Source organism: Lacrimispora indolis DSM 755 (assembly GCF_000526995.1).
Classification (GTDB): Bacteria; Bacillota; Clostridia; order Lachnospirales; family Lachnospiraceae; genus Lacrimispora; species Lacrimispora indolis.
Window position 1 is genome coordinate 5,729,985 of the sequence record NZ_AZUI01000001.1, and the last position, 16,377, is coordinate 5,746,361.

A 16,377-nucleotide genomic window follows, 5' to 3' on the forward strand; every position below is an offset into this window, starting at 1 on the left:
CATAAAGGTATACCCGCAGGGTGTTTCCTCTTTCCTGCCCACGGTCAGACACTTCTGTGGCGTCTTCCCTGGGTCACACTGTGCCCACGCTTTCCGGGCGCAAAGGAATCCCCAGGGTATTTCCTCCATGTATCATATATCGTTAACCGATTACAGAATTCCATACTCTTTCATGGCTAGTTTTAAGCGTTCCTGATTCTTAGGTTCCATCTCGGTAAGGGGCAGACGCATGGGGCCTGCGGCCTTTCCCATAAGATTTAAGGCAGCCTTAACAGGAATGGGGTTGACCTCACAGAATAAGGCATTGATGAGAGGAATGGCTGCCAGCTGCAAAGCGGCGCTGCGTTTCACATCTCCCTTAAAATAAGCTTCACAGATTTCGTGAGTCTGGGCAGGCGCAATGTTGGAAAGAACAGAAATAACACCTTTTCCTCCCAGGGACATCATGGGAACAATCTGGTCATCATTGCCTGAATAAAGATCCACATTGCCGTCTGTTAAGCTCATTAAATCCGCGATGGCTGTAAAATTGCCGCTCGCCTCCTTAACGCCCACAATGTTTTCAACATTTAAGCAAAGATCAGCTATGGTCTCGGCCGCAATGTTTATCCCGGTTCTTGCCGGAATATTATACAGGATAATGGGAATCTTCACTTCATTGGCAACGGCTTTAAAGTGAGCCTTCAATCCGTTCTGAGTTGCCTTGTTATAGTAGGGAGACACGAGAAGAAGCCCGTCCGCACCTTGGCTTTCCGCCTCCTTAGACAGATAAACCGCCGTATCCGTGCAGTTGGAGCCGGTTCCTGCGATAACAGGGATCCGCTTCTTCGTCACTTCACATACGTATTTGATCGTGTCTAAATGCTCCTCATGGGTCATGGTCGAAGCCTCGCCTGTTGTGCCGCAGACAATGATGGAGTCAGTTCCCGAAGCGATCTGCTCTTCTACCAGCTCCTCCAGCTTCTCATAGTTTACCTCACCGCTTTCTTTAAATGGTGTGACAAGAGCTACACCTGCGCCTTCAAAAATTGCCATAATATTATCCTCCTGATTCTTTTTCGTCATACACAGTAAACTTTCATCCGGTCCATAATCTGCGGAGCAAGGAGTCTGCGAACCAGATTCCGCTCCAAAAAGGAGCACCTTAGCGGCCATGGTGCATTTGTGTATCCTGGGCTTCCATGGCGGAGCGTATTTTGATTCACAGAGCGTAATCTCCTGTGAAAAAAAACAGAGCTGACACAGGGTCAGCTCTTAAAGTTCAGAATCTGGTAATCTCATCTTTCTTTAAGTAGCTCCCCATCCGATTGGATGACAGTCATATGGCTCTTAACCATATGCCCAGAACAGGTACGCTCAGGCCATACCGTTCTTCGGCGTTTCTTCCTTCCCCCTGCCCTCATCTGTACCTGATACATCGGACAGAGTACTTATAAGCAACGCAACCTCTACTCTATTATGTATGTTACCATACTATCATTATTATTTTGTGTTGTCAACTTTAACATGGTTGATTTCCAGAATACTGTCTACATAAGGTTCTATTTCCTTTTGAAATACTTTACCGGTTAATATAACTTCCATCTCATCAACTTTAGACTGAAGCAGCTTTATCAGCTCCTCTGCCTCTATGATCTTCTGGTCCAGCAGTCCAAGAATTTCATCCAGGATCAGCATATCGCATTCCCCTGTTGATAAGACCTTTTTTGCAAAATTTAAGCCGTTGCGGATATTTCTCCGTTCCTCTTCCTGCTGTTCTTTGGATAGGCTTTCAAAAAAACCATCGGACTTTTCAAACCGGAATATTTTCATCTCAGGCTCCAGACATTTCATTACATCAAATGAATCCCGGCCGGGGCAGCCTTTTAAGAACTGTATCATGATAACAGTTCTGTTCCTGGTCAGAGCTCCGATTCCCATACCCAGCGCGGCTGCAGTCTTTCCTTTTCCTTCCCCGCAAATAACCTGTATTGCACCTCTATTCATCCTTCAGCACCTCATAACAGCTAAAAAGCAATTATTTACATATTATGTTAGAACCCGCTTATCGTATCATAATTTTAATTTTTTTGCAAGTTTTCTTAACATTTCCTTATTATTTCCATGCTTTTTTTAGTAAGGCCGCACCGTTTTATGGGTGCAGAGATATACCGTAAGGCATTCCTTATTTATAAATGACAGTTCCTATTCCGCACATTCCAGCTTGCTGACCGATACTTCATAGGCCACTCTTTTTTCACATTCTGTTTCACTTAATTTTTTGGTGTATTCCCTGCTCTGGACTCTACCCCAAACCTTTACTCTTGTTCCTACCGAAAATCCGGAAGCATATCTGGCATTTCTCCCCCATGCGATGCAGGGTATGTAATCTGATTTTCCATATGGGCGGTTAACCGCAAGGAGCAGGTCCGCAATTTCCCTGCCTAAAGGTGTTTTTCTGTAAATGGGAGCTTTGCAGATATATCCATCCAGAAAAATTTGATTGGTCTTTGTATAGTCTGTAAATTCTTCTATAAAATGGATTTCTCTCACAAAAACAGAAAGCACCAGCCGGTTTTTTGTTCCTTCATGACGGTTATAGGAACGAAACTGGCCGACAGCTTCCACTGTTAAGCCGTTGTAATCCCCTTCTATGTCAATAAGGCGTTCTGAAATCATGAGCGGTATAACATCTGCCTGTTCACTGAGACGGTTTACAGCAACATCCACCATATAGAATCCTTCTCCAAATACTTCATGGCTGAAGGTGAAGCCGGAGATGATCTCTCCGATAACGCTCACTTTGTTGTTTTCAATCATTTTTTCTGACATTGTATTTCCCCTCTTCTTTCACTTATTTGCTAATATGCTTCACAGCTAATATTAAATTTATGTCATAAGATCCCCTAAAATGATAGAAAACAATCCAAAAATATCGACACAACAAGGCAGAATTCCCAAGAAAATAAAGGGGAATGCCGCCGCATTGCCGAATTTTCGGCTAATGAAGGCAGCATTCCCCTTAATATTACAATTTACGTCAATGATTTTTTGTTAAGAGATGACCTTTTTCTCAAGGTAGGATCCAATATTTTCTTTCTGATCCGAAGGTTTGAAGGAGTGATCTCCAGCAGCTCATCGGTATCAATAAAGTCAAGGCACTGCTCCAAGCTCATTTCCCTTGGCGTGGTCAGCTTAAGAGCTTCATCAGCGCTGGAAGAACGGGTGTTGGTCAGCTTTTTCGTCTTGCAAACATTGATTTCAATGTCTTCTGCCTTTGGATTCTGCCCTATAACCATACCGGAATAAACCTTTACTCCAGGCCCGATAAACAGGCTTCCTCTTTCCTGGGCGCCAAACAAACCATAGGTAATGGATTCCCCTGATTCATACGCGATGAGGGATCCTGTCTTGCGGTAGGATAATTCTCCTTTAAATGGCGCATAGCCGTCAAATGCCGTATTCATGATTCCGTTTCCTTTTGTATCCGTCATAAACTCTCCCCGGTATCCGATGAGGCCTCTTGATGGAATGGCAAATTCCAGTCTTGTATAGCCCCCGTTGGCCGGGCTCATACCCTGAAGCTCTCCCTTACGGCTTGTAAGCTTCTGGATAACGGCTCCTGTAAATTCCTCCGGTACGTCAACATAAGCGATCTCCATTGGCTCCAGCTTGTGGTTTCTCTCATCAAAGCGGTATAAAACCTCCGCCTTGCTGACAGCGAACTCAAAGCCTTCTCTTCTCATGTTCTCAATCAGAACAGACAGATGAAGCTCCCCGCGTCCGGAAACCTTAAAGCAATCAGGAGAATCGGTTTCCTCCACCCGAAGGCTGACATCCGTATTCAATTCCCGGAATAGGCGCTCCCTGATATGGCGGGATGTAATGAATTTTCCTTCCTGTCCCGCAAGAGGGCTGTCATTTACCATAAAATTCATTGCAATCGTAGGCTCTGATATCTTCTGGAACGGGATAGCTTCCGCGTTTTCCGGAGAACAGAGGGTATCGCCGATGTGAATATCTGCAATTCCGGAAATGGCGACAATGGCGCCGATGGTGGCTTCCTGGACTTCTACCTTGTTAAGTCCTTCATATTCGTACAGTTTTCCCACTTTTACCTTGCGGAATTTATCCGGATCATGGTGGTTAACGATCACACACTCCTGATTTACCCTTACCTTTCCGTTGTCCACCTTGCCTACGCCGATCCGTCCGACGTACTCATTGTAGTCAATGGTGCTGATGAGCAGCTGGGTGGATGCATCCGGGTCCCCTTCCGGCGCCGGTATATGATCGATTACGGTCCGAAACAGCGGCCCCATGTCAACTTCCTCATCTTCAAGCTCTTTTTTGGCAAAGCCGGCTTTTGCAGAAGCATAGATAAAGGGACAGTCCAGCTGTTCTTCGCTGGCATCTAAGTCCATGAGAAGCTCCAATACCTCTTCCTCCACCTCCTCAGGTCTTGCCTCCGGGCGGTCAATCTTATTAATACAGGTCACTACGGATAAGCCAAGCTCCAAGGCTTTCCGAAGCACGAACTTCGTCTGAGGCATAACGCCTTCATAAGCATCTACAACCAGAATTACGCCGTTTACCATCTTTAAAACGCGTTCCACCTCGCCGCCGAAGTCAGCATGGCCAGGAGTATCAATGATATTGATCTTGGTCCCGTTATAATGAACGGCCGTATTCTTGGATAAAATGGTGATTCCCCGCTCTCTCTCAATATCATTGGAATCCATGACACGCTCCATGACTTCCTGGTTCTCACGGAAAATACCGCTCTGCTTAAGCAGGGCGTCCACCAGCGTTGTTTTACCATGATCGACGTGGGCAATGATTGCCACATTTCTTACGTCTTCTCTTTTCATCTTCATAAAATGTACTCTTCTTTCTTTTCTTTAAACAAAGAATGTACTTTGTCCGTCATAAGGTATACCGGACAAAGTACATTTTTATAATACAGGCAATCATGTTCCCATATCATAAAAAACTAAGGACCGTATCCGCCCTTAGTTTCATTTACATTATCACAATTATTCAGTATAACATCCTAAATTCTATATTGCAAGATTTTTTCTGTTTTTTCGACACTTTTTTAAAGCCTTCCAATTCTCATCCAGGAAACAAAATCACCTCTTTATTAAAAATGCCGTAATAAACTTCTCCTGACATATGCAGCCCTGCTCTTCCGCTGGTCGCTTCTGTAATATCAGCCCGAACCTTGTCCAGAGCTCCATCAGGAACCAGGGCCGTAAGCTCCACCCGGTCCGTATACTCAACGCCAAGGGTCGTGATCTCCTGCTGCCCCAGAAGATACTGGATCTTTCCAATGCCATTGTAATCCGTAGTCACAGAAAGCTTTACTGCCGGTTCCACGGTCAAAGCCGTACAATTCTTAAGCCCTTCCTGAACTGCCTTGGAATAAGCTCTTACCAGGCCTCCCGTACCAAGAAGCGTGCCTCCAAAATACCGGGTAACCACCGCGCAGAGGTTTACAAGCTTCTCGCCTTCCAGCACATCCATCATGGGTTTTCCGGCGGTCTGGCTTGGCTCTCCGTCATCGCTTAAGCGCTTTTCCTCCCCGCCCCTTCCTATGATCCAGGCGTAGCAGTTATGCCTTGCATCCCAATACCGCTTTCTCGTTTCCTCAATAAAAGCCAGCGCCTCTTCTTCTGTTTCCACAGGCTTTAAACCGGCAATGAACCGGGACTTTTTTTCCGTTATTTCCCCTGTGCCTCCCTGATACAAAATCCTGTAAGCCTTTCTCATAAACTTCCTCATTCCTTCTTTTAACCGATTCCTTTCATTATATCCAAAAGTCCTGGTCCAGGCAAGCTTTCATGTATATTTTGTCCGATTATCTCCAAAAATGGTAAGTGTTGAATTGTACGACAATTTTTGGTATAATGAACCGGTAAAGGAGGTTTCCTATGAATTACGGCAAACAATCAACAGAGAAAAAAATCAGATCTGCCAATTCAAAAGCAAGGAAATACACCACCAAGGTCTTTCTTGCCTTTTTAAAGAGTTTATTTGTGCTGTGCTTATTTGGCGGCATCGTTGTCGCCAGCGTCTGCTTTGGCATGGCAAAAGGTATCATAGACAATGCTCCTGAAGTGGATATTGCAACCATTGTTCCAAATGAATATGCAACAACGGTCTATGACAGTGCCGGCAACGTCACTGAAACCCTGGTAACCGCAGGTTCCAACCGGGAGGAGGCCACCTATGAGGAACTGCCCAAGAATCTTATCAATGCATTTGTTTCTTATGAGGATTCCAGGTTCTGGGAGCACAACGGAATTGATTTGCGTTCCATTATGCGCGCTGTAAAAGGCGTGCTGACAGGCGATTCCACGGCAGGCGGAGGAAGCACCATCACCCAGCAGCTGATTAAAAACAGCGTATTCGGCGGGGGGATGGAAAAGAGCTTTGGGGAGCGGCTGGAAAGAAAGCTGCAGGAATGGTTTTTAGCCGTCAAGCTGGACGGAGCCATGTCCAAGGAGCAGATCATAACCAACTACTTAAATACCATCAACCTGGGCAACAATTCCCTGGGAGTCAAGGTAGCAGCCAGGAGATATTTCAATAAGAATGTATCGGATTTAACCCTGTCAGAATGCGCTGTCCTCGCAGGAATCACCCAGAACCCGTCAAAGTTTAACCCAATCACAGGACAAAAGGCCAATTCGGACAAGCAAAAAGTAATTCTCCAATACATGCTTGACCAGGGATATATTACAAAGGAAGAAGAGGATAATGCCCTGTCCGACGATGTGTATTCCAGAATCCAGAATGTTGACACCGCCACAAAAGAAACTTCCTCCCCATACAGCTATTTTACGGATGAGCTGGTGGAACAGGTCAAACGGGCCATGAAGGATCAGTTGGGGTATACGGACACCCAGGCCCACAACTTACTGTACAGCGGCGGCCTGTCCATTTATACCACCCAGGATCCCAAGCTCCAGACCATTGTAGACGAGGAGATCAACAATCCTGAAAACTATTCCGCAGCCAGATATTCCATAGAATACAGACTGTCAGTTACTCACAAGGATGGAACCACCACCCATTACTCCCAGGAGAATATAAAGCATTACCACAGGGAAAACGGAGATTCCGGGTATGACGGCCTATATAATTCCGAAGAAGCGGTTCAGGCCGATGTGGACGGATACAAGGCTTATCTTTTAAAAGAAGGGGATACCATTCTGGGAGAAAGCCTTCATAAGACGCTGCAGCCCCAGGCTTCCTTTGTTCTCATGGACCAGACAACAGGAGAAGTAAAGGCCATTAGCGGCGGACGGGGGCAGAAAACTGCCAGCCTGACCTTAAACCGGGCCAGCAACACATACCGGCAGCCAGGCTCCACCTTTAAGATCTTAACAGCCTTTGCACCTGCCATTGACACCTGCGGGGCCACCCTTGGAACGGTTTATTACGATTCCGTTTACACGGTAGGCAATAAAACGTTTTCCAACTGGTACAGTTCCGGCTATCAGGGTTACTCCAGCATACGGGACGGAATCATCTATTCCATGAACATCGTTGCCGTCCGCTGCCTGATGGAGACCGTAACACCTCAGCTTGGGGTGGAATATGCCAAGAATTTCGGCATCACCTCTTTAACTGACACGGATTATAACCCGGCCCTTGCCCTTGGCGGAATCACCACCGGTGTCTCCAACTTAGAACTGACCGGCGCCTTTGCCACCATAGCCAACGGAGGGGTTTATAAAAAACCCATATTCTTTACCAAGATTCTGGATCACGACGGCAAGGTGTTAATTGATAATACGCCGGAAACTCACCGGGTATTAAAGGATTCCACCGCATTCCTTCTGACCGATGCCATGTCAGACTCCATGGAAAGCAGCAGGAAGTTTTCAAGCGCGGGGCCAAGCTCCACCAGCGCCGCCGCTCATATTCCAGGCATGTCGGCAGCAGGAAAAAGCGGTACAACCACCGCAAACAATGATATCTGGTTCGTAGGCTTTACCCCCTATTACACTGCCGGTATCTGGGCAGGCTGCGATGACAACCAGAAGCTGACAAAACAAAACGGAGGCACTTCCTTCCACAAAGCTATCTGGAGGAAAATCATGACCAGGGTCCATGAAGGAATGTCTGATCCCGGATTTACGGTTCCTGACAGCATAGAAACCGCCCAGATCTGCCGAAAATCCGGCAAGCTGGCAGTCTCCGGAATCTGTAATAATGACCCCAGAGGCAATGCGGTATACACGGAATTTTTTGCAAAGGGTACTGTTCCCACGGACGTATGCAACAACCACGTACGGGCTACGGTTTGCTCCGTATCCCACCGTCTGCCTACTCCTTATTGTCCGGAGCGGACTACAGCCATATTCATGGCAATTCCTGCGGGAGAAGAAGGGGCAACAGATGATTCCAAATACGCTATGCCAGGCTACTGCACCATCCATTCCGCCAACTCCATCATCCTTCCTCCGGGAGATGATTCAGACTCGTCCGGCGGAATTCCCCAGCAGTTCGGACCTGGATATACGCCCCAGAATCCCGGAGGCGTAACGCAGATTCCTCCTTGGGGAGGTTATTAAGAAAAAAACACGAGGGTGCCGGAAAAGTTAAATTAACTTTTCCGGCACCCTTTCTATAACTGCTCTTCTTTTTTTATCACAACTTTATCAGCTTTTCATCTTGGGTTTAAATATAACGGATCCTAAATATCCGAAAATCAATGCTCCCGAGATTCCTACGGCGCTGGAAGTAAACCCTCCTTTAAAAATCCCTAAGAATCCATCCTCTCCCATGCTCTTCCATACACCCTTCCATAAGGTGTTTCCAAAGCCCAGAAGGGGAACTGTTGCCCCGGCTCCGGCCCAGTCGGCAAAGGGCTGGTAGATTCCAATTGCTCCCAGAATGCTTCCGGTCACCACCAGAAGGACCATGATGCGCCCTGGCATCAATTTCGTATTGTCCATTAATATCTGCACCAGAGCGCAGATCACTCCTCCCACTAAAAACGCTTTCACGTAATCCATGGCTGTCTCCTTTCTTTTATACTGGCTGTGTGTTGGTAATGCCATTTTTAATTTAGTAAACATACGACGCCATGCCATTCATAATTTGACGGAAATACACCGCCAAATTATGAATGCGGGCTATAGGTTTCCTACATTCTCAATCACAACCCCATGGGCGATGCCTGGGATCGTCTCACCTTCGTTAAAGCTCACTGTGGAAAGGAGAGCGCCTGTAGGAACATACAGAACCCGTTTCCAGGTACCGTCTTGTACTTTAGGGAGTATATAAGCACAAAGAGTGGAAGCCGCACATCCGCAGCCGCTTCCTCCCGCATGGGTATCCTGCTCCTCGCTGTTAAATATTTCGATTCCGCAATCCGTATGCACCGATTCCAAGTCATGTCCCTTATTTTTCATGAAATCAAGGAGGATCGTCCGGCCGACCTGGCCTAAATCTCCTGTGATGATTTTGTCATAATAGGATTCATCCACCTGAAAATCATCAAAATTCTGTTGAATAGTATGAAAGGCGGCCGGAGCCATGGCTGCTCCCATATTCATGGAGTCTTTGATTCCCATATCCACCATGCGCCCGGTTGTGATCCCGGTTATGGCTGCGATCCCTTCTTTCCTGTTCTTGGTGAGCACCACCGCGCCGCAGCCTGTAACGGTCCATGAAGCGGAAAACGGCCTTTGGTTTCCATATCCCAGAGGAAAACGGAACTGCTTTTCAGCCGTTGCAAAGTGGCTGGAAGCCATTGCCATGACCTTGTCCGCATAGCCCCCTGCAACAGTCATTGCGCCCAGATTAAGCGCCTCTCCCATGGTGGAGCATGCTCCGAAGAGGCCGAATAAAGGAATTTCCAAATCCACCGTTCCAAAGGACGTGGCGATCAGCTGGCCCAGTAAATCTCCCGCAAATAAATAGCGAATGTCCTTTTTCCGGATATCTCCTTTTTCAATAGCCAGATCAGCTGTCTGCTTCTGAAGGGCGCTTTCCGCTTTTTCCCAGGTATCAGCTCCGAACATGTCATCCTGCTCCACCACGTCGAACAGTTTTCCCAGAGGACCTTCCCCTTCTTTTTTACCGACTATGGAAGCCATGCTTTCAATAATCGGAGGTTCTTCAAATTTAATACTCGCTTTTCCTATCTGCATTTTCTCTCTCCATTTCTCTGACCGGTTCATTCCTACAGCATGCGGAAGGCCTTTAATACATAGGCGATGATTCCAAGGATCCAGGAGCTTAATATCCCGTATAGTATGACAGGGCCTGCAATGGTAAAAATCTTGCAGCCAATTCCAAATATCTGGCCCTCTGCCTTGAATTCCACCGCCGGGGCTACAACGGAATTGGCAAATCCCGTGATCGGCACCAGGGCACCTGCTCCGCCAAACTTTACAATCTTAGGATAAATGTTAAATCCGGTAAGGATGACACTGGCTGCAATCAGAACCAGAGTGGTCCAGGCAGAAGCCGCTTCCTTTTCCAGGCCCCAATTCATGAATAAGGTGGTAACGAACTGGCCAAAGAGGCAAATGGCTCCGCCTACCAGAAAAGCCTTTATTAGCCCCGGCCATCTTTTATGGACCGGAGTCACCTCTTTTACATAAGCCTCGTATGCTTTTTTGTTTATTTCCATGTTTTTCCTCCATTCTGTAAATCCTTTGACTCCTGTCACTTCCCAAGATTCCCTGTAAAATAAAGCAGAGAACCGATCAATTTGCCAAGTCCGAGGGAAAGGATCAAATACTGCAGTCCAACGGCCAGATGAATCCTTCGGCTGATTACGGGTAGGGCCTTCAATGTTTCCGCAAGGGACATGACAAGGATGCCTACAAAGATTCCTGACGACAGCCCGTATATTCCAAGAACCAGATTTCCGCCAAATCCTATGGGAAATTCATAAATATCCCATACATTCCCAAGGACTCCACCAAGAATGATCAGCGATTCATAAAGCATAATATGCTTTTTTGTATGGGTGATTCCAATCAGCCTGGGAAATATGCCAATAATTGCCAGAAAAGCAAAAACGCCGGCTGCTATAATGCCGCCAGCGCTGAGCCCAATAAAAACAAGGAATACTTCTTTAAGAAACATCAATATCCGACTCCTTTCTTCCATCATTCTGAATCAGGGTCTTACTGATATTGTCTTCGTAAAGCCGCATTTCCACTTCCAGCGGCGTTGGATCGGTATTGATCTTGTATTTTGCGAAATGATTGAAAAATCCCACGATTCCCAAAGCCAGTCCAACGGAATAACTGACCTCCAAAATCGTGAATCCGCTGGACTCCTGCTTCATGATGATCCGGTAAATTTCCTTGAAAACGTCCGAAACACTGGCATCATTATTAAAGGTCATGATGGCAAAGGATGCGCCGCAGAAACATACGATGCAGACAAAAATGGTTTTGGCCCACTCCCAGACCCAGCTGGGAGGCTTGGGCTTATGGTAGTCTATGATAAAGTTTACCTCTCCCACATTATTGATCTGAAGAGTAGAATCCATTTCCGTCAGTTTCTTGATGACATCCAGAGTACTTTCTATATACCGCTTGTTTCGGTCCAGATGGATGGTTTTGATACGGAGTGCTTTGCACTTGTTCATAATAGCCGAATCATCGCAATAAACATCTGCCACATCCTTTAACTGGATCTCCTTGTGCCTGACCTCTGTAATCTGGCTGATATTTAAATAAACGGTCTTGCTCACGAAACCATCATCTCCAATCCCGGAATGGCTTCTACAAGCGTCCCTTCTTTTTCCGCCCCATCCGGCATAACAGCGATCATATACCAGATAGCAGCGGCCACTGCAATCAGGCATAACACAAGAAGCGCCATGACAAGCTTATGTTTTACGGATTCCATACGTGCTCACATCCTTTTCTCTGGTTTTTCAAAGCTAGTATGAGCCGTATAAAATTATTTTATTCTACAATTTTTCCCGCATCTGTTTTAAAATCTTTTTTTCCAGCCTGGAAACCTGGACCTGGGATATTCCAAGCTTTGCCGCAATCTGGCTTTGAGTCTCATTGTAATAATAGCGCCTGATAATAATTTCCCTGTCCTTGTCAGAAAGTGCCGTTAAAAGCTCCCTTAGTACCATGCGGTTTAAAAGCTCTTCCTGTGCGGAGCTTTCTTCTTCAATTTTATCTATGAGTAAAATACTGTTTTCGTCATTTTTGTTGACAGACCGGTATAAGGATTCTACTTCCGCTCCTGCCTCAATGGAAGCCGCCACTTCTTCCTTGCTGGCCCCTATTTCTCCGGCGATTTCTTCCACCGTGGGCTCTCTTCCCAGACGATATATCAATTCCTCCCTGACGTTTTTCACCTTAAGCCCCATTTCCTTAATGGAGCGGCTGACCTTGATCATTCCGTCATCTCTTAAAAAACGCTTGATCTCTCCTGTTATCATGGGCACTGCGTAAGTGGAAAATTTCACCTCATAGGATAAATCAAATTTATCGATGGCTTTCATTAAGCCGATGCTGCCGATTTGAAATAAATCCTCAGGTTCATAACCACGCCCTGTAAATCTGCGTACAATACTCCAAACCAGCCCGAAATTGTCGGTCACAAGCTGATCCCTTGCCGCTTTATCTCCTTCGTGAGCCATTTGTATCAATCTCATGGTCTCATCCATAAGGCTCACCTGCTAATCTTCTTTTTCATGGTCACGGCAGTTCCCTCTCCGATCGCCGACTTCACTTCCACCTGATCCATAAACGCTTCCATAAAGGAAAATCCCATGCCTGACCGTTCACCGTCAGGGTCTGTGGTATACATAGGTTCCATGGCCAGCTTGATATCAGGGATACCGATACCCGTATCCCCAACGGTTACGGTAATCTCTTGTCCGTCTACCCTCACTTCCAAATAAATGATCCCTCCCTGCCCCTGATATCCATGGATGACCGCATTGGTGACAGCCTCCGACACGGCTGTTTTCACATCATCCACCTCTTCCAGAGTGGGGTTTAACCTTGCCATAAAAACAGCCACTGCCACTCTGGCAAACTCTTCATTTTTTGACAGGGCCTCCAATTCCATTTTCAGAATTTCTGGTTTATTCTGTTCTGACATACGTTCCTCCTCAACCTGTGACTGCAGCTTCCTTAGAGTCATATAATTTCATTAATTTTAAAATGCCCCCTATTTTAAGAATGCGGAGAGCCTGGGGACCTGCACCGTAGAGACTAACGGTACCCCCGCTTAAAGCCATCTGCTTATACCTGTTCAGTAAAATACCAATCCCCGAAGAATCCATGAACCTGGTTTTTGAAAAATCAAAAACAATACGCTTAATATAGTTTTCAGAAAGGATTAAATCAGTTTCGTATTTAAGCCCTGAACAGTTATGATGATCCAACTCCTCCGGCAGATGAACGATTAAGGCTTGTCCATCTGCCTCATATGTAAAGTATGGTTGATTCATATGCAATACTCCTCCATTCTTTATTGTCTGTCCGTAATACCAGAAAAGAACGCCTTTGTTCTCTGGAAAAGAACCGTAGAACAAAAAAGGCACCACAAAAAAATCTCTTCTGTAGTGTCTTTTCCTGCTTTCTGCACCTTAAAAACCACGTTCTGATTTTGCCTTTGCAGATAGCTCTTCATCTTTACTGTTATTTATGATGTCGGAGAACAGCCCGTTGGCCTGTTCCTTCTGATCCATTCCTTTATAAATGACCGCTGCCTTGAATTTTGCCTGCCAGCTGTCCGGTTTTAAATCAATGCATTTTAAATAGTAAGCAAGGGCAGTCGGAGCATCTCCTGCCTCCATTGCCTTGTCCCCAAGACCTTCCAAAATCGGGCAGCCGTTCTGCGTCATATCCTTTCTTATCTCACCGATTACCGCCTGAACATCAGGGGAAGCGATGAGATCCGGGTTCAACCCGGCGTAAATACGTACCGCAGACGGAAAATCATCTTTCTTATATGCCTGAAGAATTCCGATCACAGCCTGATACTGGGCCAGAACGCTGTCTGAATCACTGGTGAGGGAGGCTAAGGTAGCCTCTGCAGTCTTCTTATCTGCATCCAGGGATTCCAGCTGTGCTGTCAGGCTGTCGACTTTCTGGTTGGCCTGGCTCAACGCTTCGCTGTATTTTAACATTTCATTATTATGGCCTTCATTAATAGACTTGGTATTGGCCGGCATTACCAGAAAAAAGACCACCGCAGCCCCCAGCAAAAGACCGGCAAGAATGTTCCAAACCGCCTGATCCTTGGTGTTTTCCCGGTAGCTTGGAGGGATGATCACATCATCATCTTCCATCTGCCTGTGAGAAAGCACATTTTTCAGCTTCCGTTTTTCCGGCTCCCGTTCATTTTTTACGCTCCCCCCGCCATCCTGTACCAGGGATTTGTAATAAAGCGCTTTGGGATGATTGCGGTCAATCTGCAATACCTTGTAAACTGCTTTCCCGGCCTTCTGGTAATCCTCTCTGGCAATGCATAAGAGTGCCAGCAATAGCTGGGCCTTCACATAATTAGACTTACTTTCCACAACCTTGTTAAGCTGCAGGATAGCCAGATCTTCGCTTCCGTTCTGGGCATAGATCAAGGCCTGATTAAACCGTCTTACCGCGCGCCGCTCAGCCTCCATTGTGCCTGATTTTCTCCGTATCTCGCCCAGGTAGTGATCCGCACGGTTTTCCTCAGGCTGTAGGTTCATGCTGATCACCCATTGCACAAGAGCTTCTCCGACCTCACCGACCTCATAATAGATCAGCCCTAAAAGATTTCTTGCATCTGTCATATACTTGTTAAAATGAAGGCTTTTTTTCAAGCATTCGGATGCGCCTGACAAATCCCTGAGTTTTGCCCGTTCCAGCCCTATGTTATAATAACTGTTTGCGATTACCCTGGTTTTTCTTTCATAATCCATATCTTAACCGCCTATTCCTTGTTGACTTCTTTTATCAGATCCATCATTAAGTCATTCATATCTGTCAGATCACTTCTTACAATGGCATCTTCAATGGCATCAACCTCCAGGCTTGGCCTGTAGCTGTTAATCTCGGCTTCAAAATCAATCATATCCGTTCCTCCTTAAAACTGCTTTTATCTCCCCCATAAGGTAAAGAGAACCCACACAAAACAGCAGATGCCCTTCATCCTTTTTATGAAGCATGTATAAAACAGCCTCTTCTACTGTCTGAAATCCTTCCACACCGCAGCCGCAGGCATCTTGAAACTCTTTCAGCAGGACCCCTGTTTCCAGTCCTCTCTCGGAATTAATATGAGCCACTGCCGCCTGGTCAAGAGGCAGCGCCTCCGCAATTTCCCTTATCATTTTACCATGATCCTTATCGGATACTGACGAAAACAAAAGATCAGCCCGTTTCTTTCTCCCTTGGCATAAACCGGCCGCAGCCTTGGCAAAAGCCTGAATACCGCCCGGATTATGTGCTCCGTCAAGGAATACTCCCGGCAGCACCTCTTCCATCCTTCCCGGCCAGTACATTCGGGCGATCCCCTCTTTTATCTGCAACTGGGTTATAGGAAGGCCATCGGCCTTCTCAAGCCCCGCTGCCTCAAGGGCTTTAAAGGAAAGAAAAGCATTCATCACCTGATATTCCGCCACAGTCGGAACGGTAACCTCAATAAAATCTCCCCCGGCTCTAAAAAATCTCACTTCATAGCCCTTATCTTTGCATCCGGTTATCTCATACCCCTGCATGTCCGCCTCTTGGAAAGGAGAACCAAGCTCCTCTGCCCTGGTGCGGATAACCTGGGAAGCACGATTGTCGTTTCCGTCAAAGACTACAGGAATCCCTTTTTTTATGATCCCGGCCTTTTCCCATGCGATCTTTTCAATGGTATCTCCTAAATATTCCGTATGATCCAGACTGATGGAGGTGATCACCGACACCAGGGGATGCCTTATGACATTGGTGGTATCAAGCCTTCCTCCAAGGCCGGTTTCCAGAATTACAATATCCACTTCCAACTTACGGAACATGTCCATTGCCATATAAAACAGAAACTCAAAGTAAGACGGATGGCAATAGCCCTTTTCCATCATATTCTGGGAAACGATTCTGACCGCCCGGTAACTTTCTTCAAAAAACTTTTCTGCAGCCATTTCTCCGTTTATGCAGAAACGCTCTCTGATTTCCACCAGATGAGGAGAGGTAAAGGTACCTACCTTATAGCCTGCTTGTCTTAAAACAGACTGTAAAAATGCACATACCGACCCTTTTCCATTGGTACCTGCCACATGAAAAATTTTCATCCCTTCATCCGGTTCCCCCATTTCACAAAGGAATTTCCGGATATCTTCCAGAGAGTTTTTCTTTCTGGTCCACATGGGAATCCGACCCAGATATTCTTCTGCCGTTTCGTCAATCTTCATCGTTAGTGTACCAG

At 46.3% G+C, this 16,377-nt stretch carries 18 protein-coding genes and 1 riboswitch; of the genes, 1 reads left to right on the forward strand and 17 read right to left on the reverse strand.

From position 1 onward, the window contains the following. Positions 1 to 150: 150 nt before the first annotated feature. The 5 genes from dapA to K401_RS0127825 form a co-directional block, all read right to left on the reverse strand. On the reverse strand, positions 151 to 1,035 hold the full coding sequence (gene dapA / locus K401_RS0127800) for a 4-hydroxy-tetrahydrodipicolinate synthase (RefSeq protein ID WP_024296015.1): 885 nt from the start codon (positions 1,033 to 1,035) through the stop codon (positions 151 to 153). 249 nt (positions 1,036 to 1,284) lie between these two features. Beyond that, positions 1,285 to 1,459: riboswitch (Lysine riboswitch) on the reverse strand. Between the two features lie 23 nt (positions 1,460 to 1,482). Further along, positions 1,483 to 1,986: a cob(I)yrinic acid a,c-diamide adenosyltransferase gene (locus tag K401_RS0127810; RefSeq protein WP_024296016.1), complete on the reverse strand. Its 504-nt coding sequence runs from the start codon at positions 1,984 to 1,986 to the stop codon at positions 1,483 to 1,485. A 198-nt stretch (positions 1,987 to 2,184) separates the two neighbouring features. Beyond that, positions 2,185 to 2,811 carry a single-stranded DNA-binding protein gene (locus K401_RS0127815; RefSeq protein WP_024296017.1) on the reverse strand — a complete coding sequence of 209 codons (627 nt, stop codon included), beginning with the start codon at positions 2,809 to 2,811 and terminating at the stop codon, positions 2,185 to 2,187. 203 nt (positions 2,812 to 3,014) lie between these two features. Beyond that, entirely contained in the window at positions 3,015 to 4,856 is a 1,842-nt protein-coding gene (typA, locus tag K401_RS0127820; protein WP_024296018.1) for a translational GTPase TypA, read from the reverse strand. 238 nt (positions 4,857 to 5,094) lie between these two features. Further along, positions 5,095 to 5,751 (reverse strand): YigZ family protein, encoded by a 657-nt coding sequence (locus tag K401_RS0127825; protein ID WP_024296019.1) that lies wholly within the window; start codon positions 5,749 to 5,751, stop codon positions 5,095 to 5,097. 161 nt (positions 5,752 to 5,912) lie between these two features. On the opposite strand from K401_RS0127825, the gene K401_RS0127830 reads away from it, so the two are divergent. Further along, a complete protein-coding gene (locus tag K401_RS0127830) occupies positions 5,913 to 8,564 on the forward strand; it encodes a transglycosylase domain-containing protein (RefSeq protein ID WP_024296020.1) in 2,652 nt (883 codons plus the stop codon). Between the two features lie 87 nt (positions 8,565 to 8,651). Here K401_RS0127830 and spoVAE read toward each other — a convergent pair whose 3' ends face one another. From spoVAE to K401_RS0127890, 12 genes are all read right to left on the reverse strand, one after another. Then, a complete protein-coding gene (gene spoVAE, locus K401_RS0127835; RefSeq protein WP_024296021.1) occupies positions 8,652 to 9,008 on the reverse strand; it encodes a stage V sporulation protein AE in 357 nt (118 codons plus the stop codon). Between the two features lie 120 nt (positions 9,009 to 9,128). Next, positions 9,129 to 10,148, reverse strand: a complete 1,020-nt coding sequence (spoVAD, locus tag K401_RS0127840; protein WP_024296022.1) for a stage V sporulation protein AD — start codon at positions 10,146 to 10,148, stop codon at positions 9,129 to 9,131. Positions 10,149 to 10,180: 32 nt separating this feature from the next. Further along, on the reverse strand, positions 10,181 to 10,633 hold the full coding sequence (locus K401_RS0127845; RefSeq protein ID WP_024296023.1) for a SpoVA/SpoVAEb family sporulation membrane protein: 453 nt from the start codon (positions 10,631 to 10,633) through the stop codon (positions 10,181 to 10,183). Positions 10,634 to 10,668: 35 nt separating this feature from the next. Next, positions 10,669 to 11,097, reverse strand: coding sequence for a stage V sporulation protein AB (locus tag K401_RS0127850; protein WP_024296024.1), 429 nt, complete (start codon positions 11,095 to 11,097; stop codon positions 10,669 to 10,671). After that, the gene (locus tag K401_RS0127855; RefSeq protein WP_024296025.1) at positions 11,084 to 11,710 is read right to left on the reverse strand and encodes a stage V sporulation protein AA; all 627 of its coding nucleotides are present in this window, start codon (positions 11,708 to 11,710) and stop codon (positions 11,084 to 11,086) included. Before K401_RS0127855 ends, K401_RS0127850 begins: the two co-directional genes overlap by 14 nt. Then, positions 11,707 to 11,868, reverse strand: a complete 162-nt coding sequence (locus K401_RS33330) for a hypothetical protein (RefSeq protein ID WP_166435299.1) — start codon at positions 11,866 to 11,868, stop codon at positions 11,707 to 11,709. The genes K401_RS0127855 and K401_RS33330 overlap by 4 nt, the downstream gene beginning before the upstream one ends. A 64-nt stretch (positions 11,869 to 11,932) precedes the next feature. Beyond that, a complete protein-coding gene (gene sigF / locus K401_RS0127865) occupies positions 11,933 to 12,646 on the reverse strand; it encodes an RNA polymerase sporulation sigma factor SigF (protein ID WP_024296026.1) in 714 nt (237 codons plus the stop codon). Between the two features lie 5 nt (positions 12,647 to 12,651). Further along, positions 12,652 to 13,086: an anti-sigma F factor gene (spoIIAB, locus tag K401_RS0127870; RefSeq protein WP_024296027.1), complete on the reverse strand. Its 435-nt coding sequence runs from the start codon at positions 13,084 to 13,086 to the stop codon at positions 12,652 to 12,654. 10 nt (positions 13,087 to 13,096) lie between these two features. Further along, positions 13,097 to 13,438, reverse strand: coding sequence for an STAS domain-containing protein (locus tag K401_RS0127875; RefSeq protein WP_024296028.1), 342 nt, complete (start codon positions 13,436 to 13,438; stop codon positions 13,097 to 13,099). Between the two features lie 138 nt (positions 13,439 to 13,576). Further along, positions 13,577 to 14,893, reverse strand: coding sequence for a tetratricopeptide repeat protein (locus K401_RS0127880; protein ID WP_024296029.1), 1,317 nt, complete (start codon positions 14,891 to 14,893; stop codon positions 13,577 to 13,579). Between the two features lie 11 nt (positions 14,894 to 14,904). Beyond that, the gene (locus tag K401_RS33335) at positions 14,905 to 15,045 is read right to left on the reverse strand and encodes a hypothetical protein (protein WP_166435300.1); all 141 of its coding nucleotides are present in this window, start codon (positions 15,043 to 15,045) and stop codon (positions 14,905 to 14,907) included. Beyond that, entirely contained in the window at positions 15,038 to 16,363 is a 1,326-nt protein-coding gene (locus tag K401_RS0127890) for a bifunctional folylpolyglutamate synthase/dihydrofolate synthase (RefSeq protein WP_024296030.1), read from the reverse strand. Before K401_RS0127890 ends, K401_RS33335 begins: the two co-directional genes overlap by 8 nt. Between the last annotated feature and the right edge of the window lie 14 nt (positions 16,364 to 16,377).